Source organism: Xanthomonas axonopodis pv. maculifoliigardeniae (assembly GCF_041519315.1).
GTDB classification, from domain to species: domain Bacteria; phylum Pseudomonadota; class Gammaproteobacteria; order Xanthomonadales; family Xanthomonadaceae; genus Xanthomonas; species Xanthomonas euvesicatoria.
The window spans coordinates 1,046,973-1,073,652 of the sequence record NZ_CP167998.1; the positions used below are offsets into that span (position 1 = coordinate 1,046,973).

Here is a 26,680-nt window from a genome sequence, read left to right on the forward strand (position 1 = left end):
AGGGGCGTCGCCAAGAGGCCCAAGGCACCAGGTTTTGATCCTGGCATTCGTAGGTTCGAATCCTACCGCCCCTGCCAGTTTGTCGAGAAAGGCAGGTCCGCCTGCACCAGGTTTCACTGCAGATCCTTCTGCAATACCTCGCGCATCCTTGCGCGGGAATCGAACGAAAGCCCGGCATTGGTTCGGCTTTGTCCTGCTCCACCATCGATCCGCACGCTCTTCGCCGCCGCCCGAGAGATCTCATGCAAGACCAACGTAATCTGCTGGTGTTCTCCGGCAATGCCAACAAGCCGCTTGCCCAGAGCATCTGCAAGGAACTCGGCGTTCGCATGGGCAAGGCGTTGGTCACGCGCTTTTCCGACGGCGAAGTGCAGGTGGAGATCGAAGAGAGCGTGCGTCGGCAGGAAGTGTTCGTCATCCAGCCCACCTGCGCGCCCAGTGCCGAGAACCTGATGGAACTGCTGGTGCTGATCGATGCGCTCAAGCGCGCCAGCGCCCAGTCGGTGACCGCGGTGATCCCGTACTTCGGTTATTCGCGCCAGGACCGTCGCATGCGCTCCTCGCGCGTGCCGATCACTGCCAAGGTGGCTGCCAAGATGATCTGCGCCATGGAGGCGGACCGCGTGCTGACGGTCGACCTGCACGCCGACCAGATCCAGGGCTTCTTCGATGTGCCGGTCGACAACGTCTATGCCTCGCCGCTGCTGCTGGCCGACATCTGGCGCGCCTACGGCACCGACAACCTGATCGTGGTGTCGCCGGACGTTGGCGGCGTGGTGCGCGCACGCGCCGTCGCCAAGCGCCTGGACGACGCCGATCTGGCCATCATCGACAAGCGCCGTCCGCGCGCCAATGTGGCCACCGTGATGAACATCATCGGCGACGTGCAGGGCAAGACCTGCGTGCTGGTCGACGACCTGGTCGACACCGCCGGTACCTTGTGCGCCGCTGCCGCAGCGCTGAAGCAGCGCGGCGCGCTCAAGGTCGTGGCCTACATCACCCACCCGGTGCTGTCGGGTCCGGCGGTGGACAACATCAACAATTCGCAGCTCGACGAGCTGGTGGTCACCGACACGATTCCGCTGAGCGAAGCGGCGCGTACCTGCGCCAAGATTCGTCAGCTGAGCGTGGCCGAACTGCTGGCCGAGACCATCCGCCGTATCGCCTTCGGCGAATCGGTCAGCTCGCTCTACGTCGACTGATACCCCATTCGGTGCCCGGATTCCCGGGTGCCGCCACACGTCTCACCTGGTCGCGGGTGAGACGCTTCATCGCCGCGAGGCGGTGTTCCAACTAGGTAGTGAAATCCAATGGCAAAGACTCATGAAATCAAGGTCGAGCGCCGCGCTGACGAGGGGAAGGGTGCGAGCCGCCGCCTGCGTCACGCTGGCGTCATCCCGGCCATCGTCTACGGTGGCGAACTCGAGCCGGTCAGCATCCAGCTCAACCACGAGCAGATCTGGCTCGCCCAGCAGAACGAGTGGTTCTACTCTTCCATCCTGGACCTGAACCTCAATGGCGACGTGCAGCAGGTGCTGCTGCGTGACATGCAGCGCCATCCGTTCAAGCAGCTGATCATGCACATCGACTTCCAGCGCGTCAGCGCCAACGAGAAGCTCAGTGCTGCCGTGCCGCTGCACTTCATCAACGAAGCGTCTTCGCCGGCTGGCAAGTCGAGCGAAGTGGTCGTCACCCACGAACTCAACGAAGTCCAGGTGGTCTGCCTGCCGAAGGATCTGCCGGAGTTCATCGAAGTGGACCTCGGTGCACTGGAAGTGGGCAACGTGATCCACCTGTCCGAAATCAAGCTGCCGGCCGGTGTTGAAATTCCGGAACTGAAGCTGGGCAAGGAACACGACGTTGCCGTGGTGGCTGCCAAGCACGTACGGATCGAAGAAGACGACGCTGCCGGCGAAGAAGGCAGCGAAGGCGCCGAGACCAAGTAATCCGTTGGCCGGTCCCCCGCATTGCGCGCGGGATCGGCTGCGGTCACTGGCATGTCTGCACTTCGTCTGATCGTCGGGCTGGGAAACCCCGGCCCGGAACACGCGCAAACCCGGCATAACGCCGGGTTTCGTTTCGTCGATGCCCTCATCGAGCGCAGTGGCGCCCGCTGGGCATTGGATAGCAAGTTGTTCGGCGAGACCGCCAAGGTCCAGGTCGCGGGACAACCGGTCTGGCTGCTCAAGCCGGCCACCTTCATGAATCTCAGCGGCAAGTCGATCACCGCCGCATTGCGATTCTGGAAGATCGAGCCGGAGCAACTGCTCGTTGCACACGACGAACTGGATCTTGCGCCGGGCATCGCGCGGCTCAAGTTCGATGGCGGTCACGGCGGGCAAAACGGCTTGCGCGACACCATTCGCCTGCTCGGGCACGGTAAATTTCACCGTCTACGCGTTGGCATCGGTCATCCCGGTCACAAGGACCGCGTGGTGCCCTGGGTGCTGGGACGGGCAGGGCGCGAGGACGACGCAGCGATCGGCGCTGCGGTGGATGCCGCCATCGATGTGCTGCCGCTGGCGATGGAAGGCAATTTCAACGAGGCGATGAAACGCCTGCATACCGAAAAAAAATAGAGAATGGGGAATAGGGAATGGACAGGGCGCTGCTCCTGCCATTCTCCATTCCCGATTCTCCATTCACTGGAAAACCCATGGGTATCAAATGCGGCATCGTCGGCCTGCCCAATGTCGGCAAGTCGACCCTGTTCAACGCGCTGACCAAGGCGGGCATCGCTGCGGCCAACTTCCCGTTCTGCACCATCGAGCCGAACGTCGGTATCGTGCCGGTGCCGGATCCGCGTCTCAATCAGCTGGCTGACATCGTCAAGCCGCAAAAGCTGATTCCTACTGCGGTCGAGTTCGTCGATATCGCCGGTCTGGTGGCTGGTGCGGCGAGTGGCGAAGGCCTAGGCAACAAGTTCCTGGCGCACATCCGCGAAGTCGATGCGATCACCCACGTGGTGCGTTGCTTCGAGAACGACGACGTCATCCACGTCAACAACAAGGTCGACCCGATCGCCGATATCGAAACCATCGATACCGAGCTGGCGCTGGCCGATCTGGATAGCGTGGAAAAGGCCCTCAACCGTGCCGAACGCAGCGCCAAGGGCGGCGACAAGGATGCAGCGGCGCGCAAGCCGGTGCTGGCCAAGTTGCAGGCCGCGCTGGCCGACGGCAAGGCGGGGCGTGCCGCCGGTCTGGACGATGAAGAAAAGGCACTGGTGCGCGATCTGTTCCTGCTGACGCTCAAGCCGGTGCTGTACATCGCCAACGTGCTGGAAGACGGCTTCGAGAACAATCCACACCTGGATGCGGTGCGTGCGCATGCGGCTGTCGAAGGTGCCGAAGTGGTGCCGGTCTCGGCGGCCATCGAAGAGGAGCTCTCGCAGCTGGACGATGCCGATCGCGACAGCTTCCTGGCCGATCTCGGCCTGGAAGAGCCAGGCTTGAATCGCGTCATCCGTGCGGCCTATACGCTGTTGGGCCTGCAGACCTATTTCACCGCAGGCGTCAAGGAAGTGCGTGCCTGGACGGTCAAGGCCGGTTCGACTGCGCCGCAGGCTGCAGCCGTGATCCACACCGATTTCGAGAAGGGCTTCATTCGCGCCGAAACGATCGGTTTCGACGACTTCATCAAGTACCGCGGCGAAGCCGGTGCCCGCGATGCCGGGCGCCTGCGCCTGGAAGGCAAGGAATACCGCGTCCAGGAAGGCGACGTGCTGCACTTCCGCTTCAACGTGTGATCGGCTGTGCGTGGCGCCTGACGCCGCGTATCGTTGGGAGTGAAGAATTGCTCAAAATTTTTGTTGACACTGCATGCGTCCCACAACAAAATAACGGGCTGCTTCACCCCGAACCGAATATGCCTCGCGGCGCACCGGTCCGGTAGTAAAAGCTGGAGGGATACCCAAGCGGCCAACGGGGGCAGACTGTAAATCTGCTGGCTTACGCCTTCGGTGGTTCGAATCCACCTCCCTCCACCAGTTTCACGTTGTGGCATGCAGTTCCCGGCGCGGGAGTAGTTCAACGGTAGAACCTCAGCCTTCCAAGCTGATGGTGCGGGTTCGATTCCCGTCTCCCGCTCCATTGAACGCAAATGCATGGCATAATGCAAAACTCGCTCACGTAGCTCAGTCGGTAGAGCACCTCCTTGGTAAGGAGGAGGTCGAAGGTTCGATTCCTTTCGTGAGCACCATTACTCAATCGTCTTCAACTCCAAACGATTACCGAGACACGCACCCATGGCAAAAGCTAAATTCGAGCGCACCAAGCCGCACGTGAACGTCGGCACCATCGGTCACGTTGACCATGGCAAGACCACGTTGACCGCTGCGCTGACCAAGATCGGTGCCGAGCGTTTCGGTGGTGAGTTCAAGGCGTACGACGCGATCGACGCGGCGCCGGAAGAGAAGGCGCGCGGCATCACGATTTCGACCGCACACGTCGAATACGAATCCCCGACCCGTCACTACGCGCACGTTGACTGCCCCGGCCACGCCGACTACGTCAAGAACATGATCACCGGTGCAGCGCAGATGGACGGCGCGATCCTGGTGTGCTCGGCCGCTGACGGCCCGATGCCGCAGACCCGTGAGCACATCCTGCTCTCGCGTCAGGTCGGTGTGCCGCATATCGTGGTGTTCCTGAACAAGGCCGACATGGTCGACGACGCCGAGCTGCTCGAGCTGGTCGAAATGGAAGTGCGCGAACTGCTGAGCAAGTACGACTTCCCGGGCGACGACACCCCGATCATCCACGGTTCGGCGCGTCTGGCGCTGGACGGCGATCAGAGCGACATCGGCGTGCCGGCGATCCTGAAGCTGGTCGAGGCGCTGGATTCGTTCATTCCGGAGCCGACCCGCGACGTGGACCGTCCGTTCCTGATGCCGGTCGAAGACGTGTTCTCGATCTCCGGCCGCGGCACCGTGGTGACCGGTCGTATCGAGCGCGGCATTATCAAGGTGGGCGACGAAATCGAAATCGTCGGTATCCGCGACACGCAGAAGACCACCGTCACCGGCGTGGAAATGTTCCGCAAGCTGCTGGACCAGGGTCAGGCAGGCGACAACGCCGGTCTGCTGCTGCGCGGCACCAAGCGTGACGACGTCGAGCGCGGCCAGGTGCTGTGCAAGCCGGGTTCGATCAAGCCGCACACCGAGTTCGAAGCCGAAGTCTACGTGCTGTCCAAGGACGAGGGTGGCCGTCATACCCCGTTCTTCAAGGGCTACCGTCCGCAGTTCTACTTCCGCACCACTGACATCACTGGCGCCTGCCAGCTGCCGGAAGGCGTGGAGATGGTGATGCCGGGCGACAACGTGAAGATGGTCGTGACCCTGATCAACCCGGTTGCGATGGACGAAGGTCTGCGCTTCGCCATCCGTGAAGGCGGTCGTACCGTCGGCGCCGGCGTGGTTGCCAAGATCATCAAGTAAGTGCCTGTATCCAGCTGCCTATGGGCGGCTGGATTCAAACGAATGGCGGGCCGGCTGAACCGCGGTCCGCCTTCGTTGTCTTGGGGTTTGCGGTAAACGAGTACATACGCCAGTAGCTCAATTGGCAGAGCAGCGGTCTCCAAAACCGCAGGTTGGGGGTTCGAGTCCCTCCTGGCGTGCCACTCCTCTTTCCGGCCCAGCGATTCGGGTCAGATCGGTAACTAGAGCCGGATGAATAGCAAAATCGAGCCTTCCAAGAGCGCGTCCTCCAGCGCTGATGTCGTTAAGTACGTTGTCTCCGCTGCCCTGGTGGTTGCGGGGCTTTTTGTGTGGTTCTGGTTCTCCGCTCCCGAGCGCGCGACCCAGCTGGGCGCGTGGACGCCGCAGTTGCGTGCGTTGGCTGTCATCGTTGGGTTGGTGGCGGGCGCATTTGTGTTTTTGGGTACCGGCAAGGGCCGGGAGACCCGCGAATTCCTGTCCGAATCCAGGTTCGAGTTGCGTAAGGTTGTCTGGCCGACGCGCCAGGAAGCTATCCGCACCACCTGGGTCGTGATTGTGGTTGTAATCATTCTGAGTTTGCTGTTGGGCGGCTTCGACTTTGTCATCCAGAAGCTCACGCAGTGGTTCCTGGCTCGTTGAGGAGAATCAAGCAGTGAAGCGTTGGTATGTCGTTCACGCCTATTCAGGCTTCGAAAAATCCGTTGCGCAGGCATTGCGTGACCGTATCGCGCGCGCCGAAATGGAGGACCGTTTCGGCGACGTGCTGGTGCCGACCGAAGAGGTCATCGAAATGCGCGCCGGCCAGAAGCGTCGGTCCGAGCGCAAGTTCTTCCCCGGCTACGTGCTGGTGCAGATCGAAACGCATGAAGAGGGCGGTATTCCGCGCATCGACAACGAAAGCTGGCACCTGGTGAAGGAGACTTCGAAGGTGATGGGTTTCATCGGCGGTACCGCCGACCGTCCTCTGCCGATTCGCGACGAAGAAGCGGATGCGATCCTGCAGCGAGTGCAGGATGGCGTCGAAAAGCCGCGTCCGAAGGTGTTGTTCGAGCCGGGCCAGATGGTGCGCGTCACCGAGGGTCCGTTCAACGACTTCAATGGCGTTGTCGAGGAAGTCAATTACGAAAAGAGCAGGCTGCGGGTTGCCGTGCTCATCTTCGGCCGCTCCACGCCGGTCGAGCTCGAATTCGGTCAGGTCGAGAAGGGCTGACCCTGCGGGCGCCAGCTAGGCGCTCGCCCCAAATGCTGCTATAGTGCGCGGCTCGCTGTCCTGGCGAACCGCCTGGAACCAATGGCTGCCGCATGGCGGCCATCTGCGTGTGTGGTCAACAACGTGAAGCCGGGACACGTGAATCCCGGTCCGATGGGGAGCCTGCAGGTCAGGCGCTAGCACCCGGAGAGTATTGAAATGGCTAAGAAGATTACTGCTTTCATCAAGTTGCAGGTCAAGGCCGGTCAGGCCAACCCTGCACCGCCGGTCGGCCCTGCACTGGGTCAGCGCGGTCTGAACATCATGGAATTCTGCAAGGCATTCAACGCCGCGACGTCGAAGCTGGAGCCGGGTCTGCCGACGCCGGTGATCATCACCGCGTATTCCGACCGTACCTTCACGTTCGTCACCAAGAGCACTCCGGCCAGCGTGCTGCTCAAGAAGGCCGCAGGCGTGACCTCCGGCTCGAAGCGTCCCAACACCGACAAGGTGGGCAAGGTGACGCGCAAGCAGCTGGAAGAAATCGCCAAGGTCAAGGAAGCCGATTTGACGGCAGCCGAGCTGGAAGCGGCGGTGCGCACGATTGCGGGTTCTGCCCGCAGCATGGGTTTGACGGTGGAGGGCTAAGACATGGCACAGAGCAAGCGCGTTAAGGCCATCACGGCCGCTGTCGTTCCGGGCAAGACCTATGCCTTCGAAGACGCAATCAAGATCCTGAAGACTGCCACCAAGGCCAAGTTCGTCGAGTCGATCGACGTCGCCGTGCGCCTGGGCGTGGACGCCAAGAAGTCCGACCAGCAGGTGCGCGGTTCCACCGTGCTGCCGGCCGGTACTGGCAAGAGCGTGCGCGTTGCAGTGTTCGCACCGGCAGGCGCCAAGGCTGACGAAGCCCTGGCTGCGGGCGCCGAGGCGGTGGGCATGGACGACCTGGCCGAGAAGATGCAGGCCGGCGATCTGAACTATGACGTGGTTATCGCGACCCCGGATGCCATGCGCGTCGTCGGTAAGCTGGGCACCCTGCTGGGTCCGCGCGGCTTGATGCCGAACCCGAAGGTCGGCACCGTGTCGGCCAATCCGGGCGAAGCGGTCAAGAATGCCAAGTCGGGCCAGGTGCGCTACCGCACCGACAAGGCCGGCATCATCCACTGCACGATCGGCAAGGCCAGCTTCGACGACGAAGCGCTGAAGTCGAACCTGCAGGCGCTGTTGCTGGATCTGGTCAAGGCCAAGCCGGCCACCTCCAAGGGTACCTACCTGCAGAAGGTGTCGGTCAGCTCGACCATGGGTCCGGGCGTGACGGTGGATCAGTCGAGCCTGTCGTTGAAGTAAGCGAATGCGTCCGGCGTCATGCGCCTGACGTATTTGGCAGTACAGCATTGTTTTTCCGGCCCGGGTCACCGTGTGCTGGGAGTCCGTTCCCTCCTTTGGGGCAACGGACATTTTGAAGGCGATCGCCGGCACGTCCGGCGGTAGCCGTCAAAGACCGCAGGCGCGGTCAGCGCAGATCGACGACGGGCACGGATGCTCGCACTGGCAAGGAGTCGCCGTCGATGCAGCGGGATCGCTTAATTGGTTCGTGTCGAACCGGCCGGCGTAGATGGTGTCGCCCTTCTGGAGCTTTCTGGTTTACGCGCGTCTGGGACATCCCGGATCGAGTCCACTCCAGGTCTAGAACGGCCACCAAAGGAACATCGGTCGATGTTCCCGGCTTCCAGGAAGGAGGCTGCCCTGGACCGCAACCGGCAGGAGCCGCGAGCGGAGTAGTTTGAAGCGGGGATGACGATTCGGCATGTGGGATCTGGCAACGGCGTGATTGCTGTGACGGATTCCGAAGTACCAATCCCGAATCCCGGCTTTAACGGAGGAGTGCAATGGCTCTCAATCTGTCCCAGAAGCAAGAAGTAGTCGCCGAGCTGGCAGACATCGCCGCCAAGGCCCACTCCCTGATCGCCGCCGAATACGCTGGCACCACGGTCTCCCAGATGACCGCGATGCGTAAGCAGGCCCGCGAAACCGGCGTGTTCTTGAAAGTTGTCAAGAACACCCTGGCCGCGCGTGCCGTTGAAGGTACTGATTTCGCTGTCGCTGCTGACAAGCTGGTCGGTCCTTTGCTGTATGCGTTTTCGATGGAGGAGCCCGGCGCAGCCGGTCGCCTGATCAAGGAATTTGCCAAGAGCAACGACAAGCTGCAGGCCAAGGTCGTGTCCATCGGCGGGGAATTGTTCCCGGCGGGTCACGTCGACGTGTTGGCCTCGCTGCCGACCCGTGACCAGGCCCTGGCCATGCTGGCCCGCGTGCTGTCCGAACCGGCTGCCATGTTCGCCCGTGCCGTCAAGGCCGTTGGCGACAAGCAGGGTGGTGGCGACGAAGCCGCCGCGCCGGTCGCCGAGACTGCCGAAGCTTGATGTCCTAGCGTTCGCTAGAACCCCAATCCAGAAAATCATTTAAAGGTAATCACAATGTCCCTTACCAACGAACAGATCGTCGACGCCATCGCCGAGAAGTCCCTGATGGAAGTGATGGAGCTGGTCAAGGCCATCGAAGAAAAGTTCGGCGTCTCCGCCGCTGCCCCGGTCGCTGCTGCTGCAGCTGGCCCGGCGGCCGTGGTTGAAGAGCAGACCGAGTTCAACGTGGTGCTGACCAACTGTGGCGCCAACAAGGTTGGCGTCATTAAGGCCGTGCGCGCCGTGACCGGCCTGGGTCTGAAGGAAGCCAAGGATCTGACCGAAGCCGGTGGCATGCTGAAGGAAGGCGCTTCGAAGGACGAAGCCGAGAAGATCAAGAAGGAACTGACCGAAGCTGGCGCGACTGTCGAAATCAAGTAAGCAGTACCTTGCATCGCCAGCGTTTCATGGTGATGCACTGAAGGCTGGGAGCGTAAAGCTCCCGGCCTTTGGCCGTTTCGGAGGGGAATCGGGATTGGACAATCGCAGTGCAACATCGCGCGATCATCCGATTCTCGATTCCCGATTCCCGGCCTCACCGAGTTGGTAGTTGGAAGTAGCGGGAGAAGGCGTGCTGGTGCCGGCAATACCAGCGACTTCCAACTGACAATTTTGTTATTTCAGGGCCGCCGCGATGTGGCCCCCGCAGCCTAGGGTGAAGACCTCATGACGTCTTATTCGTTCACCGAAAAAAAGCGTATCCGCAAGGACTTCGGTAAGCAGCGCTCGATCCTCGAAGTGCCGTTCCTGCTTGCCATCCAGGTGGATTCCTACCGCGAATTCCTGCAGGAAGACGTGGAGCCGAACAAGCGTAAGGACCTCGGTCTCCACGCGGCATTGAAGTCGGTGTTCCCGATTTCCAGCTACAGCGGCAACGCTGCGCTGGAGTATGTCGGTTACAAGTTGGGTCAGCCGGTGTTTGACGAGCGTGAATGCCGTCAGCGCGGCATGAGCTATGGCGCGCCGCTGCGCGTGACCGTGCGCCTGGTGATCTACGACCGCGAGTCGTCGACCAAGGCGATCAAGTACGTGAAGGAGCAGGAGGTCTATCTCGGCGAGATTCCGCTGATGACCGGCAACGGTACCTTCATCGTCAACGGCACCGAGCGCGTGATCGTTTCGCAGCTGCATCGCTCGCCGGGCGTGTTCTTCGACCACGACCGTGGCAAGACCCACAGCTCGGGCAAGCTGCTGTACAGCGCCCGCATCATTCCTTACCGTGGCTCGTGGTTGGACTTCGAGTTCGACCCGAAGGACGCGCTGTTCACCCGTATCGACCGTCGCCGCAAGTTGCCGGTATCGATCCTGCTGCGTGCGCTTGGCTACAGCAACGAAGAGATGCTGGCCGAGTTCTTCGAGATCAATACCTTCCACATCAACCCGGACGAAGGCGTGCAGCTGGAGCTGGTGCCTGAGCGCCTGCGTGGTGAAACGCTGAACTTCGACCTGGCCGATGGCGACAAGGTCATCGTGGAAGCGGGCAAGCGCATCACTGCGCGCCACGTCAAACAACTGGAAGCTGCCGGCGTTGCCGCGCTGGCCGTGCCGGACGACTACCTGGTCGGTCGCATCCTGTCGCACGACGTGGTCGATGGCTCCACCGGCGAACTGCTGGCCAATGCCAACGACGAGATCAACGAAGACCAGCTGGCTGCCTTCCGCAAGGCCGGCGTCGATGCGGTGGGCACCCTGTGGGTGAACGATCTGGATCGTGGTCCGTACCTGTCCAACACCTTGCGCATCGATCCGACCAAGACGCAGCTGGAAGCGCTGGTCGAAATCTACCGCATGATGCGTCCGGGCGAGCCGCCGACCAAGGAAGCGGCGCAGAACCTGTTCCACAACCTGTTCTTCACCTTCGAGCGCTACGACCTGTCCACGGTCGGCCGCATGAAGTTCAACCGTCGCGTCGGCCGCAAGGACGTGCTGGGCGAGTCGGTGCTGTACGACAAGAAGTACTTTGCCGAGCGTAACGACGAAGAATCCAAGCGCCTGGTCGCCGAGCACGCCGACACCTCCGACATCCTGGAAGTGATCAAGGTGCTCACCGAAATCCGCAACGGTCGCGGCGTGGTCGATGACATCGATCACCTGGGCAACCGTCGCGTGCGTTCGGTGGGCGAAATGGCCGAGAACGTGTTCCGCGTGGGCCTGGTCCGCGTCGAGCGCGCGGTCAAGGAACGCCTGTCGATGGCCGAGTCCGAAGGCCTGACCCCGCAGGAACTGATCAATGCCAAGCCGGTGGCTGCTGCGATCAAGGAATTCTTCGGCTCCTCGCAGCTGTCGCAGTTCATGGACCAGAACAATCCGCTGTCGGAAGTGACGCACAAGCGTCGCGTCTCCGCGCTGGGTCCGGGCGGCCTGACCCGCGAACGCGCCGGCTTCGAAGTGCGCGACGTGCACCCGACCCATTACGGCCGCGTCTGCACCATCGAAACGCCGGAAGGTCCGAACATCGGCCTGATCAACTCGCTGGCCGTGTTCGCCCGCACCAACCAGTACGGCTTCCTCGAGACGCCGTACCGTAAGGTGCTGGACGGCAAGGTCTCCGACGACGTCGAATACCTGTCGGCGATCGAAGAAAACGAGTACGTGATCGCCCAGGCGAACGCGCTGACCGATGCCAAGAACATGCTCACCGAGCAGTTCGTGCCGTGCCGGTTCCAGGGCGAATCGCTGTTGAAGCCGCCGTCCGAAGTGCACTTCATGGACGTCTCGCCGATGCAGACCGTGTCGGTCGCAGCGGCGCTGGTGCCGTTCCTCGAGCACGACGACGCCAACCGCGCACTGATGGGCGCCAACATGCAGCGCCAGGCCGTGCCGACGCTGCGTTCGCAGAAGCCGCTGGTCGGTACCGGCATCGAGCGTGCGGTTGCGCGCGACTCGGGTGTGACCGTCAATGCGCTGCGTGGTGGCGTGATCGAGCAGATCGACGCAGCCCGCATCGTGGTCAAGGTCAACGAGGCAGAAATCGGCGGCGGCACCGATGCCGGCGTGGATATCTACAACCTGATCAAGTACACCCGCTCCAATCAGAACACCTGCATCAACCAGCGCCCGCTGGTGAATGTGGGCGACGTGATCGCGCGCGGCGACGTGCTGGCCGACGGCCCGTCCACCGACATCGGTGAACTGGCGCTGGGCCAGAACATGCTGATCGCCTTCATGCCTTGGAACGGCTACAACTTCGAAGACTCCATCCTGCTCTCCGAGCGCGTGGTGGAAGAGGATCGTTACACCACGATCCACATCGAGGAACTGACCTGCGTTGCGCGCGACACCAAGCTGGGGCCGGAGGAAATTTCCGCCGACATCCCGAACGTGTCCGAGCAGGCCTTGAACCGTCTGGACGAAAGCGGCGTGGTGTACATCGGTGCGGAAGTGCGCGCCGGCGACATCATGGTCGGCAAGGTCACGCCGAAGGGCGAGAGCCAGCTGACCCCGGAAGAAAAGCTGCTGCGTGCGATCTTCGGCGAAAAGGCGTCCGACGTGAAGGACAGCTCGCTGCGCGTGCCCCCGGGCATGGACGGCACCGTCATCGACGTGCAGGTCTTCACCCGCGACGGCATCGAGAAGGACAAGCGCGCCCGCCAGATCGAGGAAAACGAGATCAAGCGGGTCAAGAAGGACTTCGACGACCAGTTCCGCATCCTGGAAGCGGCCATCTACGCACGTCTGCGCTCGCAGATCGTGGGTAAGGTCGCCAACGGCGGCGCCAACCTGAAGAAGGGCGACACCGTCACCGACGCGTACCTGGACGGGCTGAAGAAGTCCGATTGGTTCCAGCTGCGCATGAAGGACGAAGACGCTGCCGACGCCATCGAGCGTGCGCAGAAGCAGATCCAGGCGCACGAGAAGGAATTCGAAGCACGTTTTGCCGACAAGCGCGGCAAGATCACTCAGGGCGACGACCTCGCACCGGGCGTGCTGAAGATGGTCAAGGTGTTCCTGGCCGTGAAGCGCCGTATCCAGCCGGGCGACAAGATGGCAGGCCGCCACGGCAACAAGGGTGTGGTCTCCAACGTGGTGCCCGTGGAAGACATGCCGTACATGGCCACCGGCGAGTCGGTCGACATCGTGTTGAACCCGCTCGGCGTGCCGTCGCGTATGAACATCGGCCAGATTTTGGAAGTGCATCTGGGTTGGGCCGCCAAGGGCCTGGGTCGCAAGATCCAGCGCATGCTGGAAGCCCAGGCCGCCGTCAGCGAGCTGCGCAAGTTCCTCAACGACATCTACAACCACGACAACGCGATCAATGCACAGCGCGTGGACCTGTCGCAGTTCAGCGATGAGGAATTGCTCAACCTGGGCAAGAACCTGATCGACGGCGTGCCGATGGCGACCCCGGTGTTCGACGGCGCCAGCGAAGCGGAAATCAAGCGCATGCTGGAACTGGCCGACCTGCCGCAGAGCGGTCAGACCCAGCTGTACGACGGTCGCACTGGCGAAGCGTTCGATCGCAAGACCACGGTCGGCTACATGCACTACCTGAAGTTGAACCACTTGGTCGACGACAAGATGCATGCGCGCTCGACTGGCCCGTACTCGCTCGTGACCCAGCAGCCGCTGGGCGGCAAGGCACAGTTCGGTGGTCAGCGCTTCGGTGAAATGGAAGTCTGGGCGCTGGAAGCCTACGGCGCGGCCTACACCCTGCAGGAAATGCTGACGGTGAAGTCCGACGACGTGCAGGGCCGCAACCAGATGTACAAGAACATCGTCGATGGTGAGCACGAGATGGTCGCGGGCATGCCGGAATCCTTCAACGTGTTGGTGAAGGAAATCCGCTCGCTGGCGATCAACATGGAACTGGAAGAGTGATCGAGACGGATCCCGGCGCCGCAATGCGCTGCCGGGATCCGGAACGTAACGCCCTCGGTTTCATCTCAGATACGAAATTCCTCCGACCCGGAGATATCAAATGAAAGACCTGCTCAACCTCTTCAATCAGCAGCGCCAGACGCTGGATTTCGACGCGATCAAGATCGCGCTGGCGTCGCCGGACCTGATCCGTTCTTGGTCCTACGGCGAAGTGAAGAAGCCCGAAACCATCAACTACCGTACCTTCAAGCCCGAGCGTGACGGCCTGTTCTGCGCCGCCATCTTCGGACCGATCAAGGACTACGAGTGCCTGTGCGGCAAGTACAAGCGCATGAAGCACCGTGGCGTGGTCTGCGAAAAGTGCGGCACCGAAGTCACCCTGGCCAAGGTGCGTCGCGAGCGCATGGGTCACATCGACCTGGCCTCGCCGGTCGCGCACATCTGGTTCCTCAAGTCGCTGCCGTCGCGCATCGGCCTGATGCTGGACATGACCCTGCGTGACATCGAGCGCGTGCTGTACTTCGAAGCCTATGTCGTCACCGAGCCGGGCCTGACCCCGCTCGAGCGCCGCCAGCTGCTGACCGAAGAGCAGTACCTGACCGCACGCCAGGAGTACAACGACGACTTCGACGCCGCCATGGGCGCCGAGGCGGTGTACGAGCTGCTGCGCACGATCGACCTGCAGTCGGAAATGACCCGCCTGCGCGAAGAAATCGCCAGCACCGGTTCGGAAACCAAGCTCAAGCGTTTGACCAAGCGCATCAAGCTGATCGAAGCCTTCCTGGAATCGGGCAACCGTCCGGAGTGGATGGTCATGACCGTGCTTCCCGTGCTGCCGCCGGACCTGCGTCCGCTGGTGCCGCTGGATGGCGGCCGCTTCGCGACCTCGGATCTGAACGATCTGTACCGCCGCGTGATCAACCGCAACAACCGTCTGCGTCGCCTGCTCGAGCTCAATGCGCCGGACATCATCGTGCGCAACGAAAAGCGCATGCTGCAGGAATCGGTCGATGCGCTGCTGGACAACGGCCGTCGCGGCCGTGCCATCACCGGCACCAACAAGCGTCCGCTGAAGTCGCTGGCCGACATGATCAAGGGCAAGCAGGGCCGGTTCCGTCAGAACCTGCTCGGCAAGCGCGTGGACTACTCCGGTCGTTCGGTCATCACCGTCGGTCCGTACCTCAAGCTGCACCAGTGCGGCCTGCCGAAGAAGATGGCGCTCGAGCTGTTCAAGCCGTTCGTGTTCGCCAAGCTGCAGCGTCGTGGCCTGGCCACCACCATCAAGGCCGCCAAGAAGCTGGTCGAGCGCGAAGAAGCCGAAGTCTGGGACATCCTGGAAGAGGTGATTCGCGAGCATCCGGTGCTGTTGAACCGTGCGCCGACCCTGCACCGTCTGGGCATCCAGGCGTTCGAACCGGTGTTGATCGAAGGCAAGGCCATCCAGCTGCATCCGCTGGTGTGTACTGCCTTCAACGCCGACTTCGACGGCGACCAGATGGCCGTCCACGTGCCGCTCTCGCTGGAAGCCCAGCTGGAAGCGCGTGCGTTGATGATGTCCACCAACAACATCCTGTCGCCGGCCAACGGCGAGCCGATCATCGTGCCGTCGCAGGACGTGGTGTTGGGCCTGTACTACATGAGCCGCGCCCTGGAGAACAAGAAGGGCGAGGGCATGGTGTTCGCCAACACCAGCGAAGTGAAGCGCGCCTACGACAACCGCGTGGTCGAACTGCACGCCAAGGTCAAGGTGCGCATCACCCAGGTGGACGTGGAAGCCGGCGGCAAGCGCAGCAGCGGCACCTCGATCGTGGACACCACGGTCGGCCGTGCGCTGCTGAGCGAAATCCTGCCTGAAGGCCTGCCGTTCCAGCTGGCAAACACCGAGATGACCAAGAAGAACATCTCGCGTCTGATCAACTCCAGCTACCGTCTGCTGGGCTTGAAGGACACCGTCGTGTTCGCCGACAAGCTGATGTACACCGGCTACGCCTACGCAACCCGCGCCGGCGTGTCGATCGGTATCGACGACATGCTGATCCCCGACGAGAAGAAGGGCATCCTCACCGAGGCAGAAGCCGAAGTGCTGGAAATCCAGGAGCAGTACCAGTCGGGCCTGGTCACCGCCGGCGAGCGCTACAACAAGGTCGTGGACATCTGGTCGCGTACCAGCGAGCGCATCGCCAAGGCGATGATGGACACCATCGGTACCGAAAAGGTCGAGAACGCCAAGGGCGAGACCATCGACCAGAAGTCGATGAACTCGCTGTACATCATGGCCGACTCCGGTGCCCGTGGTAGCCAGGCGCAGATCCGTCAGCTGGCCGGCATGCGCGGCCTGATGGCGCGTCCGGACGGCTCGATCATCGAGACGCCCATCAAGGCGAACTTCCGCGAAGGTCTGAACGTGCAGGAGTACTTCAACTCCACCCACGGTGCCCGTAAGGGTCTGGCCGATACCGCGCTGAAGACGGCGAACTCCGGTTACCTGACCCGCCGCCTGGTCGACGTGGCGCAGGACGTGGTAATCACCGAAATCGATTGCGGCACCACCGAAGGGTTAATCATGACCCCGATCGTGGAAGGCGGCGACGTGGTGGAGCCGTTGCGCGAGCGCGTGCTGGGCCGCGTGGTGGCCGAGGACGTGTACCTGCCGGGCAACGACGAAGAGCCAATCGTCACCCGCAACACGCTGCTCGACGAAGCCTGGGTAGCCAAGCTCGAAGACGCCAGCGTGCAGTCGGTGAAGGTGCGTTCGACCATCAGCTGCGAATCCTCGTTCGGCGTGTGCGCACGCTGCTACGGCCGCGACCTCGCACGTGGTCACCAGGTCAACATCGGCGAAGCGGTCGGCGTCATCGCCGCGCAGTCGATCGGCGAGCCGGGTACCCAGCTGACCATGCGTACGTTCCACATCGGTGGTGCGGCATCGCGTGCGGCTGCGGTGGACAACATCACCGTCAAGACCACCGGTTCGGTGAAGTTCAACAACCTCAAGTCGGTGGCGCATGCCAGCGGTTCGCTGGTTGCGGTCTCGCGTTCTGGCGAACTGTCCGTGCTCGATGGCCATGGCCGCGAGCGCGAGCGTTACAAGCTGCCGTACGGCGCGACCATCACCGCCAAAGACGGCGATGCGGTCAAGGCCGGGCAGAGCGTTGCCAACTGGGATCCGCATAACCACCCGATCGTGTCGGAAGTGGCCGGTTTCATCCGCTTCATCGACTTCGTCGACGGCGTCACCGTGATCGAGAAGACCGACGAGCTGACCGGTCTGGCGTCGCGCGAAATCACCGACCCGAAGCGTCGCGGTGCACAGGCCAAGGAACTGCGCCCGATCGTGCGCATCGTCGATGCCAAGGGTAACGACCTGACGATTCCGAACACGGATCTGCCGGCCCAGTACCTGCTGCCGCCGCGCTCCATCGTCAACCTGCAGGACGGCGCTGCCGTCGGCGTGGGCGACGTGGTGGCCAAGATCCCGCAGGAAGCGTCCAAGACCCGCGACATCACCGGTGGTCTGCCGCGCGTTGCGGACTTGTTCGAAGCACGCAAGCCGAAGGATCCGGCGATCCTGGCCGAACGCTCGGGCATCATCAGCTTCGGTAAGGACACCAAGGGCAAGCAGCGCCTGATCATCAAGGACACCGATGGTTCGGAACACGAAGAGCTGATTCCCAAGTACCGCCAGATCATCGTGTTCGAAGGCGAACACGTGACCAAGGGCGAGACCGTGGTGGACGGCGAGCCGAGTCCGCAAGACATCCTGCGCCTGCTGGGTGTCGAACCGCTGGCCGCATACCTGGTCAAGGAAATCCAGGACGTGTACCGCCTGCAGGGCGTGAAGATCAACGACAAGCACATCGAGGTGATCACGCGCCAGATGTTGCGTAAGGTCGAGATCGTTGACCAGGGCAACAGCAAGTTCCTCAACGGCGAGCAGGTCGAGCGCCAGCGCGTCATCGAGGAAAATGCCCGCCTGGTCAAGCGCAACGAACTGCCGGCCAAGTACGATCCGGTGTTGCTGGGTATCACCAAGGCGTCGCTGGCCACCGAGTCGTTCATCTCGGCGGCGTCGTTCCAGGAAACCACCCGCGTGCTGACCGAGGCGGCCGTCCGCGGTACCCGCGACAACCTGCGCGGTCTGAAGGAAAACGTGATCGTGGGTCGCCTGATCCCGGCCGGTACGGGTCTGGCGTATCACGCCGGACGTCGCAAGGCCTCGGGTCTGACCGACTCGGAAATGGAAACGCTGTCGGGCAAGCCGGCAGCCGCCGAACCGGTCGCTGCAGTGGCCGACGCTGGCGCGGACGAGGAGTAAGCGCTCCGACGGCGGTCGCAAGACCGCCGTAAGCCAGGCGAAAAGGAGGGCAGGAGGCCCTCCGTTTTCCGGCCTTGGATGGGCCAGCAGGTTCAGATTCCGTGAAGTTGACGGAGTTTCGTCCTGCCAGCTATACTTCTCTGTCTCGGTGGGCCGGTCTCGGCCTGCCTTTGTTTTCGTGCAGGCCGTCTCGGCCTATCAATCAGAAGAATCAACTGATGACGACGATCAACCAGCTGGTCCGCAAGCCTCGGCAAGCGACCACCTACAAGAGTGCCTCTCCGGCACTGGACAAGTGTCCGCAGCGCCGTGGCGTCTGCACACGCGTCTACACCACTACCCCGAAGAAGCCGAACTCGGCCCTGCGTAAAGTCGCCAAGGTGCGCCTGACCAACCAGGAAGAGGTCATCAGCTACATCGGTGGTGAAGGCCACAACCTGCAGGAGCACTCCGTTGTCCTGATTCGCGGTGGCCGCGTCAAGGATCTTCCCGGTGTGCGTTATCACACCGTCCGTGGTTCGCTGGACGCCGCCGGCGTCGCCAAGCGTCGTCAAGGCCGTTCCAAGTACGGCGCCAAGCGCCCGAAGAGCTAAGGAAATACTCAAATGTCCCGTAAAGGTTCTACTCCGCAGCGCACCGTCCTGCCAGATCCAAAGCATGGCAGCGAAACCATTGCCCGCTTCATCAATATGGTGATGCAGAGTGGCAAGAAGTCGGTTGCTGAGAAAATTGTCTATGGCGCAATGGACGTCATTGGCGAAAAGAATCCGAATGCCATCGAACTGGTGCAGAAGGCACTGGACAACGTGGCCCCGGCTGTCGAAGTTAAATCGCGTCGCGTCGGTGGTGCTACCTATCAGGTGCCCGTCGAAGTGCGTTCCTCCCGTCGCATGGCGCTGGCAATGCGCTGGTTGATCGATTCCGCGCGCAAGCGTGGCGAGAACACCATGCCGCGTAAGCTGGCTGCAGAACTGTTGGACGCCTCGGAAAGCCGCGGCGGCGCGATCAAGAAGCGCGAAGAGACCCACCGTATGGCGGAGGCGAACAAGGCGTTCGCACATTACCGCTGGTGACCTCGGGGGCCTTGGTAACGGGGCCCTTCAGCACCATATGAGTGCTGTTTGCGACGCATGTTGCGTCGCATCCAATCCGAAGGCCGCCGAAAGGCGGCGTTCGGCCATCCGAAATCCAAGAAATTGAGAGGCTCCCCGTGGCCCGCACCACCCCTATCGAGCGTTACCGCAACTTCGGCATCATGGCCCACATCGATGCCGGCAAGACCACCACTTCCGAACGCATCCTGTTCTACACCGGTGTGAGTCACAAGATCGGCGAAGTCCATGACGGCGCTGCAGTGATGGACTGGATGGAGCAGGAGCAGGAGCGTGGTATCACCATCACCTCCGCTGCGACCACCGCGTTCTGGTCGGGTATGGACAAGTCCATGCCGCAGCACCGCTTCAACATCATCGACACCCCCGGGCACGTCGACTTCACCATCGAAGTGGAGCGCTCCTTGCGCGTGCTCGACGGTGCGGTGTTCGTGCTGTGCGCCGTCGGTGGCGTGCAGCCGCAGTCCGAGACCGTGTGGCGCCAGGCCAACAAGTATTCCGTGCCGCGCATGGCCTTCGTCAACAAGATGGACCGTACCGGTGCCAACTTCGACAAGGTCGTTGAGCAGCTGAAGGCCCGTCTGGGTGCGTACGCCGTGCCGATGCAGGTGCCGATCGGCGCCGAAGACGGCTTTGAGGGCGTGGTCGACCTGCTGAAGATGAAGGCGATCCATTGGGATACCGCATCGCAGGGCACCACCTTCGAATACCGCGATATTCCGGCCGACCTGGTCGATGTCGCGACCGAGGCACGCTCGTTCATGGTCGAAGCGGCTGCAGAAGCCAGCGAAGACCTCATGGACAAGTACCTCAACGAGGGCGACCTGAGCGAACAGGAGATCCTGTCGGGTCTGCGCGAGCGCACCTTGAAGGTGGAGATCGTGCCGGTGTTCTGCGGCTCGGCGTTCAAGAACAAGGGCGTGCAGGCCATGCTCGACGGCGTCGTGCACCTGCTGCCGTCGCCGGCTGACCGTCCGCCGGTGCAGGGTATCGACGAAGACGAGAAGGAAGACACGCGCGCTGCCACCGATACCGCGCCGTTCTCGGCGTTGGCGTTCAAGATCATGACCGACCCGTTCGTGGGCTCGCTGACGTTCTTCCGTGTCTATTCGGGCACGCTGAACTCCGGCGACCAGGTCTACAACCCGGTCAAGTCGAAGAAGGAGCGCGTGGGCCGCATCCTGCAGATGCACTCCAACAATCGCGAAGAGATCAAGGAAGTGCGTGCGGGCGACATCGCCGCTGCCGTGGGTCTGAAGGATGTCACCACCGGCGACACGCTGTGTGCGCAGGACAAGATCATCACCCTGGAGCGCATGGTGTTCCCGGAGCCGGTGATCTCGATGGCGGTGGAGCCGAAGACCAAGTCGGACCAGGAAAAGATGGGCATGGCCCTGGGCCGTCTGGCGCAGGAAGATCCCTCGTTCCGCGTCAAGACCGACGAAGAATCCGGCCAGACCATCATCTCGGGCATGGGCGAGTTGCACCTGGACATCATCGTCGACCGCATGCGTCGCGAGTTCAATGTCGAGGCGAACGTCGGCAAGCCGCAGGTGGCCTACCGCGAAACGATCCGCAAGTCCGACGTCAAGTCTGACTATAAGCACGCCAAGCAGTCCGGTGGTAAGGGTCAGTACGGTCACGTCGTGATCGAGCTGTCGCCGATGACCGAGGAAGAGCGCAAGAGCGAGAACGTCAAGGACGATTTCCTCTTCATCAACGACATCACCGGCGGCATCATTCCGAAGGAATTCATCCCCTCGGTCGAAAAGGGTCTGCGCGAAACGATCACCAGTGGTCCGATCGCCGGCTTCCCGGTGGTGGGCGTGAAGGTCAAGCTGGTGTTCGGCTCGTACCATGACGTCGACTCCTCGGAAATGGCGTTCAAGCTGGCTGCATCGATGGCGTTCAAGCAGGGCTTCGCGAAAGCCAGCCCGGTGTTGCTGGAGCCGATCATGAAGGTCGAAATCGTCAGTCCGGAGGATTACCTGGGTGACGTGATGGGCGACGTGAGCCGCCGTCGTGGCGTGTTGCAGGGTCAGGACGACAGCCCGTCGGGCAAGATCATCAACGCGATGATCCCGTTGGGTGAAATGTTCGGTTACGCCACTTCGCTGCGCTCGATGAGCCAGGGCCGTGCGACGTTCTCGATGGAGTTCGACCACTACGAAGAGGCACCGGCCAATATCGCCGACGCCGTCACCAAGAAGGGCTGAGTTCGCTCAGCCGCTTCTCACAAATTTTTCAATTAGAGGTAGTTAGTCATGGCAAAAGCTAAATTCGAGCGCACCAAGCCGCACGTGAACGTCGGCACCATCGGTCACGTTGACCATGGCAAGACCACGTTGACCGCTGCGCTGACCAAGATCGGTGCCGAGCGTTTCGGTGGTGAGTTCAAGGCGTACGACGCGATCGACGCGGCGCCGGAAGAGAAGGCGCGCGGCATCACGATTTCGACCGCACACGTCGAATACGAATCCCCGACCCGCCACTACGCGCACGTTGACTGCCCCGGCCACGCCGACTACGTCAAGAACATGATCACCGGTGCAGCGCAGATGGACGGCGCGATCCTGGTGTGCTCGGCCGCTGACGGCCCGATGCCGCAGACCCGTGAGCACATCCTGCTCTCGCGTCAGGTCGGTGTGCCGCACATCGTGGTGTTCCTGAACAAGGCCGACATGGTCGACGACGCCGAGCTGCTCGAGCTGGTCGAAATGGAAGTGCGCGAACTGCTGAGCAAGTACGACTTCCCGGGCGACGACACCCCGATCATCCACGGTTCGGCGCGTTTGGCGCTGGACGGCGATCAGAGCGACATCGGCGTGCCGGCGATCCTGAAGCTGGTCGAGGCGCTGGATTCGTTCATTCCGGAGCCGACCCGCGACGTGGATCGTCCGTTCCTGATGCCGGTCGAAGACGTGTTCTCGATCTCCGGTCGCGGCACCGTGGTGACCGGTCGTATCGAGCGCGGCATCATCAAGGTGGGCGACGAAATCGAAATCGTCGGTATCCGCGACACGCAGAAGACCACCGTTACCGGCGTGGAAATGTTCCGCAAGCTGCTGGACCAGGGTCAGGCAGGCGACAACGCCGGTCTGCTGCTGCGCGGCACCAAGCGTGACGACGTCGAGCGCGGCCAGGTGCTGTGCAAGCCGGGTTCGATCAAGCCGCACACCGAGTTCGAAGCCGAAGTCTACGTGCTGTCCAAGGACGAGGGTGGCCGTCATACCCCGTTCTTCAAGGGCTACCGTCCGCAGTTCTACTTCCGCACCACCGACATCACTGGCGCCTGCCAGCTGCCGGAAGGCGTGGAGATGGTGATGCCGGGCGACAACGTGAAGATGGTCGTGACCCTGATCAACCCGGTCGCGATGGACGAAGGTCTGCGCTTCGCCATCCGTGAAGGCGGTCGTACCGTCGGCGCCGGCGTGGTTGCCAAGATCATCAAGTAAGCAACACCTGCAGCACGGCAGCTTCGGCTGCCGTGTCGCTGGAAAAGAAAAGGTCGGCGAGAGCCGGCCTTTTTCTTTGTCCGCGTGTTGGCCGGGCTCTGACTGGCGCGGGAATGCGCTTGCCGATGCAAAGAGAAAGATGAAGAAAATAGGCGCCTGCCCCACTCATAACGCTGCATCCGGTGGGTGCGTGCGCAAGTCGCATCGGCGGCATGATCGCGGATTGGCAAACCGGCTGTCATGACGTGAGGCGGCATGGCGCGCAGATGCCGGCAACAGTCAGCGAATGCCGTTGATCAAGCCGCTTGTCGGGCTCTTGAGCAGATTCAGGCCGGGCAGGTCGAAATTGTCCAGCTCCTGTTTGGTGGTTGCGATGTTCAGCCCGACGATGGCCAAAGTGTCCGGGTCCACGTCAATGCCCAGTGGCATGGCGGAGAACTGGACGTAATCGCGGCTGGCATTCCATTGCGGGCTGCCGCCGATCGTTTGGAGGATGCGGTTGATGTGGGTGCCGACCGGATGGCCGAGCAGATGGAAGGGCAGGGGCGCCCTCTGATCGGCGAAGGCGATCAGGTTGCTGACACGGTCATTGCGCAATCCCACCGCCAGCTCGCCTTGCACGACAGCTCGACGCGGATGCTGCGCCAGCTGTGCTTTGATGTCGCGCGGGTACAGATACAGCAGGCTGAGTCTGTTCGGATCCACCGCATCGGTGTGGGTAACGTCAGGCTGCCCTAGCGCGGCCAGTACCTGTTGCTTGCGCATTCCAAGTGCGAGCGGACCGATGTGCGCGCATGCCGCCGGCAACGTGGTCGCGCTGGCGGAGGTAATAAACGTCAGGTGCAACGCGCGCGAGCAGGCTTTGCCATCGTTGCTGGCAGCGCGGGAAGGCGGGGCGACGAGTCCGAAGAGTAGTAGGCCGCAAAACAAGAGAGAGTGCCGGGGCATAGGGGGTGTCCGGTGGCGAAATCCTGCAAGGACGAGGCCGGGTGGGAAAGAAAGGTTGGTTACTTATATTGGTTGATACGTCTACCTTATGCCGCCTTTGCAGCTGTCGGTAATCCGGTCCGCGACGGAGGTCGACCCGATAAGCGCCGGTGGGGCCGTCGATGTCGCTGAGACCGGAAGCGTCCACCGCGATACGGTCTAGCATCAGCGCCGTCAAATGGCGCGCCGCTTGCGCGGATACGGACGTCGTTGGTGAGTTCGATATGGATGGCGTTCCCAGTGTAGTGGGCGGATTCTTGCCGGTGGTCGACACCCTGCCACCGGGCGGATCGGGGGGGCGTGCTGCTTAGGTGTTATCTGCAGGGCCATCTTCGGAAGCAGCATTGCTGCAGTCGTGGCAGGCTTTGCCTGCACCAGCACACCGGTGATGCAAACGCGTTGGCAAAGTAGGGCCCTGCAACGATCACCGCAGTATCCCGGCAACGCCGCTGGGGTTAGATATTGCCTGGAGCCAGGGCCGCTATACACCGGCCGTTGTCCATGTCCGTCGTGTTTGATTCCCGGCCCTGAGTCTGGTCAGTCCGGACTAGCGCCACGACAAAGGTGGTGTCCGGGGCGGGTTTATGCGTCACAGCTGCTACCGGGCTAACTCCGGATCAGAGTCGCGCGCTTGCAGGAGCGGAGGTGAGCCGCTAGAATGCGCGGCTCGGTGTCCCTGGGTAGGGCGCTGAGTTACAGCGAAAAGAACGGCAGGATGCCGCTCGTGTTCGCCAGACCGGGAAGGTCGCGTTGCATGGAGCACTCAACAACTCTCACGTTGTTGACCGTGCTCTTGTTGCGCATTATACTTTTCCGTCTGGGCAGGCCGGGTCACCGGGCTGCCTCAGTTTTTGGGCGGAGGAAATGCCCTCGCCAGCAGGATGCGCGGCGATTTCATCAACGTCAGGAATATCGGGGCAGGTATCCCAGAGGCCTTGCCCGTCGCTCTTTTAACGAAGGAACCCACCGTCATGGCGGAGCAAAAGACCGGTCAGAAGGCGGATCAGAAGATCCGTATCCGGCTGAAGGCGTTCGATCATCGCTTGATTGACCGTTCGGCCAGCGAGATCGTCGAAACGGCTAAGCGGACTGGCGCGCAAGTGCGTGGCCCGATCCCGTTGCCGACCAAGATCGAACGTTACACTATCCTCGTATCCCCGCATGCTGACAAAGATGCGCGTGACCAATACGAAACCCGCACGCACAAGCGTGTGCTCGATATCATCGACCCGAACGACAAGACCGTGGACGCGCTGATGAAGCTCGAGCTCGCGGCTGGCGTCGACGTCCAGATCAAGTTGACCTGAGGACTACGACCATGACGAAGAAATATTCGTTGGGCTTCGTGGGCCGCAAGGCTGGTATGAGCCGCGTCTTCACTGAAGACGGCCGCTCGGTACCGGTCACGCTGATCGAAGCAACTCCGAACCGCATCGCGCAGATCAAGACCGTCGAAGTTGACGGCTACAGCGCCGTGCAGGTCACCGTTGGCGCCCGTCGTGCCGCGCTGGTCAACAAGCCGGCTGCAGGCCACTTCGCCAAGGCGAAGGTGGAAGCGGGTCGCGGCCTGTGGGAATTCCGTGTTGAAGATGCCCAGCTCGGCGATTTCGCCGTCGGTGGCGAAATCAAGGCGGACATCTTCGAGGTCGGCCAGAAGGTCGACGTCCAGGGCGTCACCAAGGGTAAGGGTTTCCAGGGCACCATCAAGCGCTACAACTTCCGTATGGGCGATGCAACCCACGGTAACTCGCTGTCGCATCGCGCGCCGGGTTCGCTGGGTCAGCGCCAGACCCCGGGTCGCGTTTTCCCGGGCAAGAAGATGTCGGGCCACATGGGCGCAGTGCAGCAAAGCACGCAGAACCTGGAAGTGGTCAAGGTCGACGTCGAGCGTGGTCTGATTGCTATCCGCGGCGCCGTGCCTGGCGCAGCTGGTGGCGATGTGATCGTCCGTCCGGCGAGCAAGGCATAAGGAGAGATGACGATGGAACTCGTTATCACGGGTAGCAACAACAAGGTCTCGGTCTCCGATGCCGTGTTCGGTCGCGAATTCAGCGAAGATCTGGTTCACCAGGTCGTTGTCGCTTATCGCAATGCCGGTCGCGCCGGTACCAAGGCACAGAAGACGCGTTCGGAAGTTGCGGGCACGACCAAGAAGTCGAAAAAGCAGAAGGGCGGCGGTGCGCGTCATGGCGCGCTGACGGCTCCGATCTTCGTCGGCGGTGGCGTGACCTTCGCGGCCAAGCCGCGCAGCTTCGAGCAGAAGGTCAACCGCAAGATGTACCGTGCGGCCATCTGCGCGATCTTCTCCGAGCTGAACCGTCAGGGTCGTCTGATGATCGTCGACGCGTTCGACCTCGAAGCGACCAAGACTAAGGGCTTGATCGAAAAGCTCAAGGGGCTGGAAGTGGGTAAGCGCCCGCTGATCGTTACCGAAGAGGCTTCCGAGCACCTGTATCTGTCCGCTCGCAATCTGCCGTATGTGCAGGTGCGTGACGTGCAGGGTCTGGATCCGGTCGCTCTGGTCGGGGCCGATACGGTCGTGATCACCGCCGACGCGGTCAAGAAGGTCGAGGAGTGGCTGGCATGAGCAGCAACGAAAAAAGCAGCAACGAAAAAATCTTCAGCGTGCTGCGTGCTCCGCGAGTCTCCGAAAAGACCGCGCGCCTGCAGGAAATTTCCAACCAGTATGTCTTCGAAGTTTCGAACGAAGCCACCAAGGCCGATGTAAAGGCCGCGGTTGAGCAGCTGTTCGACGTCAAGGTCAAGGCAGTCAACGTGGTCAACGTCAAGGGCAAGAGCAAGTCCTTCCGTAACCGTGCTGGCAGCCGCGGCAATTGGCGCAAGGCGTACGTCCGCCTGGTTGATGGTCAGTCCATCGACGTAACGGCCAAGGCCTGAGGTC

At 62.0% G+C, this 26,680-nt stretch carries 22 protein-coding genes and 5 tRNA genes; 26 read left to right on the top strand and 1 reads right to left on the bottom strand.

Annotated features, from left to right (window positions below; all coding sequences use genetic code 11):
• From ACDH77_RS04560 to tuf (ACDH77_RS04665), 22 genes are all read left to right on the top strand, one after another.
• A tRNA-Gln gene (locus ACDH77_RS04560) sits at positions 1 to 77 on the top strand.
• 165 nt (positions 78 to 242) lie between these two features.
• Positions 243 to 1,202: a ribose-phosphate diphosphokinase gene (locus ACDH77_RS04565; RefSeq protein WP_003486761.1), complete on the top strand. Its 960-nt coding sequence runs from the start codon at positions 243 to 245 to the stop codon at positions 1,200 to 1,202.
• Between the two features lie 108 nt (positions 1,203 to 1,310).
• On the top strand, positions 1,311 to 1,946 hold the full coding sequence (locus tag ACDH77_RS04570; RefSeq protein ID WP_003486759.1) for a 50S ribosomal protein L25/general stress protein Ctc: 636 nt from the start codon (positions 1,311 to 1,313) through the stop codon (positions 1,944 to 1,946).
• Positions 1,947 to 1,997: 51 nt separating this feature from the next.
• Positions 1,998 to 2,579: an aminoacyl-tRNA hydrolase gene (gene pth / locus ACDH77_RS04575; RefSeq protein WP_008576043.1), complete on the top strand. Its 582-nt coding sequence runs from the start codon at positions 1,998 to 2,000 to the stop codon at positions 2,577 to 2,579.
• Between the two features lie 77 nt (positions 2,580 to 2,656).
• Positions 2,657 to 3,748, top strand: a complete 1,092-nt coding sequence (gene ychF, locus ACDH77_RS04580) for a redox-regulated ATPase YchF (RefSeq protein ID WP_011346536.1) — start codon at positions 2,657 to 2,659, stop codon at positions 3,746 to 3,748.
• Between the two features lie 154 nt (positions 3,749 to 3,902).
• Positions 3,903 to 3,988: transfer RNA gene (locus ACDH77_RS04585), tRNA-Tyr, on the top strand.
• Positions 3,989 to 4,017: 29 nt separating this feature from the next.
• A tRNA-Gly gene (locus ACDH77_RS04590) sits at positions 4,018 to 4,091 on the top strand.
• 33 nt (positions 4,092 to 4,124) lie between these two features.
• Positions 4,125 to 4,200, top strand: a tRNA-Thr gene (locus ACDH77_RS04595).
• Positions 4,201 to 4,246: 46 nt separating this feature from the next.
• On the top strand, positions 4,247 to 5,437 hold the full coding sequence (tuf, locus tag ACDH77_RS04600) for an elongation factor Tu (protein WP_003486726.1): 1,191 nt from the start codon (positions 4,247 to 4,249) through the stop codon (positions 5,435 to 5,437).
• A 106-nt stretch (positions 5,438 to 5,543) separates the two neighbouring features.
• Positions 5,544 to 5,619: transfer RNA gene (locus ACDH77_RS04605), tRNA-Trp, on the top strand.
• A 49-nt stretch (positions 5,620 to 5,668) separates the two neighbouring features.
• A complete protein-coding gene (secE, locus tag ACDH77_RS04610; RefSeq protein ID WP_005917581.1) occupies positions 5,669 to 6,076 on the top strand; it encodes a preprotein translocase subunit SecE in 408 nt (135 codons plus the stop codon).
• A gap of 13 nt (positions 6,077 to 6,089) precedes the next feature.
• The gene (gene nusG, locus ACDH77_RS04615) at positions 6,090 to 6,647 is read left to right on the top strand and encodes a transcription termination/antitermination protein NusG (protein ID WP_011346537.1); all 558 of its coding nucleotides are present in this window, start codon (positions 6,090 to 6,092) and stop codon (positions 6,645 to 6,647) included.
• A gap of 198 nt (positions 6,648 to 6,845) precedes the next feature.
• The gene (gene rplK, locus ACDH77_RS04620) at positions 6,846 to 7,274 is read left to right on the top strand and encodes a 50S ribosomal protein L11 (RefSeq protein ID WP_008574191.1); all 429 of its coding nucleotides are present in this window, start codon (positions 6,846 to 6,848) and stop codon (positions 7,272 to 7,274) included.
• A gap of 3 nt (positions 7,275 to 7,277) precedes the next feature.
• Positions 7,278 to 7,976, top strand: a complete 699-nt coding sequence (gene rplA / locus ACDH77_RS04625) for a 50S ribosomal protein L1 (protein ID WP_003486747.1) — start codon at positions 7,278 to 7,280, stop codon at positions 7,974 to 7,976.
• 542 nt (positions 7,977 to 8,518) lie between these two features.
• Positions 8,519 to 9,052: a 50S ribosomal protein L10 gene (rplJ, locus tag ACDH77_RS04630; RefSeq protein WP_005930748.1), complete on the top strand. Its 534-nt coding sequence runs from the start codon at positions 8,519 to 8,521 to the stop codon at positions 9,050 to 9,052.
• A gap of 54 nt (positions 9,053 to 9,106) precedes the next feature.
• Entirely contained in the window at positions 9,107 to 9,472 is a 366-nt protein-coding gene (rplL, locus tag ACDH77_RS04635; RefSeq protein WP_008574194.1) for a 50S ribosomal protein L7/L12, read from the top strand.
• Between the two features lie 285 nt (positions 9,473 to 9,757).
• Positions 9,758 to 13,909 carry a DNA-directed RNA polymerase subunit beta gene (gene rpoB / locus ACDH77_RS04640; RefSeq protein WP_029818764.1) on the top strand — a complete coding sequence of 1,384 codons (4,152 nt, stop codon included), beginning with the start codon at positions 9,758 to 9,760 and terminating at the stop codon, positions 13,907 to 13,909.
• A 100-nt stretch (positions 13,910 to 14,009) separates the two neighbouring features.
• Positions 14,010 to 18,224: a DNA-directed RNA polymerase subunit beta' gene (gene rpoC, locus ACDH77_RS04645; protein ID WP_011346539.1), complete on the top strand. Its 4,215-nt coding sequence runs from the start codon at positions 14,010 to 14,012 to the stop codon at positions 18,222 to 18,224.
• Positions 18,225 to 18,442: 218 nt separating this feature from the next.
• Positions 18,443 to 18,817 (top strand): 30S ribosomal protein S12, encoded by a 375-nt coding sequence (gene rpsL / locus ACDH77_RS04650; RefSeq protein ID WP_002811712.1) that lies wholly within the window; start codon positions 18,443 to 18,445, stop codon positions 18,815 to 18,817.
• A gap of 12 nt (positions 18,818 to 18,829) precedes the next feature.
• On the top strand, positions 18,830 to 19,297 hold the full coding sequence (rpsG, locus tag ACDH77_RS04655) for a 30S ribosomal protein S7 (protein WP_005917592.1): 468 nt from the start codon (positions 18,830 to 18,832) through the stop codon (positions 19,295 to 19,297).
• A gap of 137 nt (positions 19,298 to 19,434) precedes the next feature.
• Complete coding sequence (gene fusA / locus ACDH77_RS04660) at positions 19,435 to 21,552, top strand: elongation factor G (RefSeq protein ID WP_008574200.1); 2,118 nt, start codon at positions 19,435 to 19,437, stop codon at positions 21,550 to 21,552.
• A gap of 48 nt (positions 21,553 to 21,600) precedes the next feature.
• On the top strand, positions 21,601 to 22,791 hold the full coding sequence (gene tuf / locus ACDH77_RS04665; protein ID WP_003486726.1) for an elongation factor Tu: 1,191 nt from the start codon (positions 21,601 to 21,603) through the stop codon (positions 22,789 to 22,791).
• Between the two features lie 279 nt (positions 22,792 to 23,070).
• Here the strand turns inward: tuf (ACDH77_RS04665) and ACDH77_RS04670 are convergent, their stop codons facing one another.
• Positions 23,071 to 23,739 (bottom strand): hypothetical protein, encoded by a 669-nt coding sequence (locus ACDH77_RS04670; protein ID WP_031421265.1) that lies wholly within the window; start codon positions 23,737 to 23,739, stop codon positions 23,071 to 23,073.
• A gap of 1,010 nt (positions 23,740 to 24,749) precedes the next feature.
• Here ACDH77_RS04670 and rpsJ point away from each other — a divergent pair.
• From rpsJ to rplW, 4 genes are read left to right on the top strand one after another with little or no spacing between them, the layout of a single operon-like run.
• A complete protein-coding gene (gene rpsJ, locus ACDH77_RS04675; RefSeq protein WP_008571672.1) occupies positions 24,750 to 25,085 on the top strand; it encodes a 30S ribosomal protein S10 in 336 nt (111 codons plus the stop codon).
• A gap of 11 nt (positions 25,086 to 25,096) precedes the next feature.
• Positions 25,097 to 25,747, top strand: coding sequence for a 50S ribosomal protein L3 (gene rplC / locus ACDH77_RS04680; RefSeq protein ID WP_005917121.1), 651 nt, complete (start codon positions 25,097 to 25,099; stop codon positions 25,745 to 25,747).
• A 12-nt stretch (positions 25,748 to 25,759) separates the two neighbouring features.
• Positions 25,760 to 26,365, top strand: a complete 606-nt coding sequence (gene rplD / locus ACDH77_RS04685) for a 50S ribosomal protein L4 (RefSeq protein WP_005917124.1) — start codon at positions 25,760 to 25,762, stop codon at positions 26,363 to 26,365.
• Positions 26,362 to 26,676: a 50S ribosomal protein L23 gene (gene rplW / locus ACDH77_RS04690; protein ID WP_014089487.1), complete on the top strand. Its 315-nt coding sequence runs from the start codon at positions 26,362 to 26,364 to the stop codon at positions 26,674 to 26,676. Before rplD ends, rplW begins: the two co-directional genes overlap by 4 nt.
• The last annotated feature ends 4 nt before the right edge of the window (positions 26,677 to 26,680 follow it).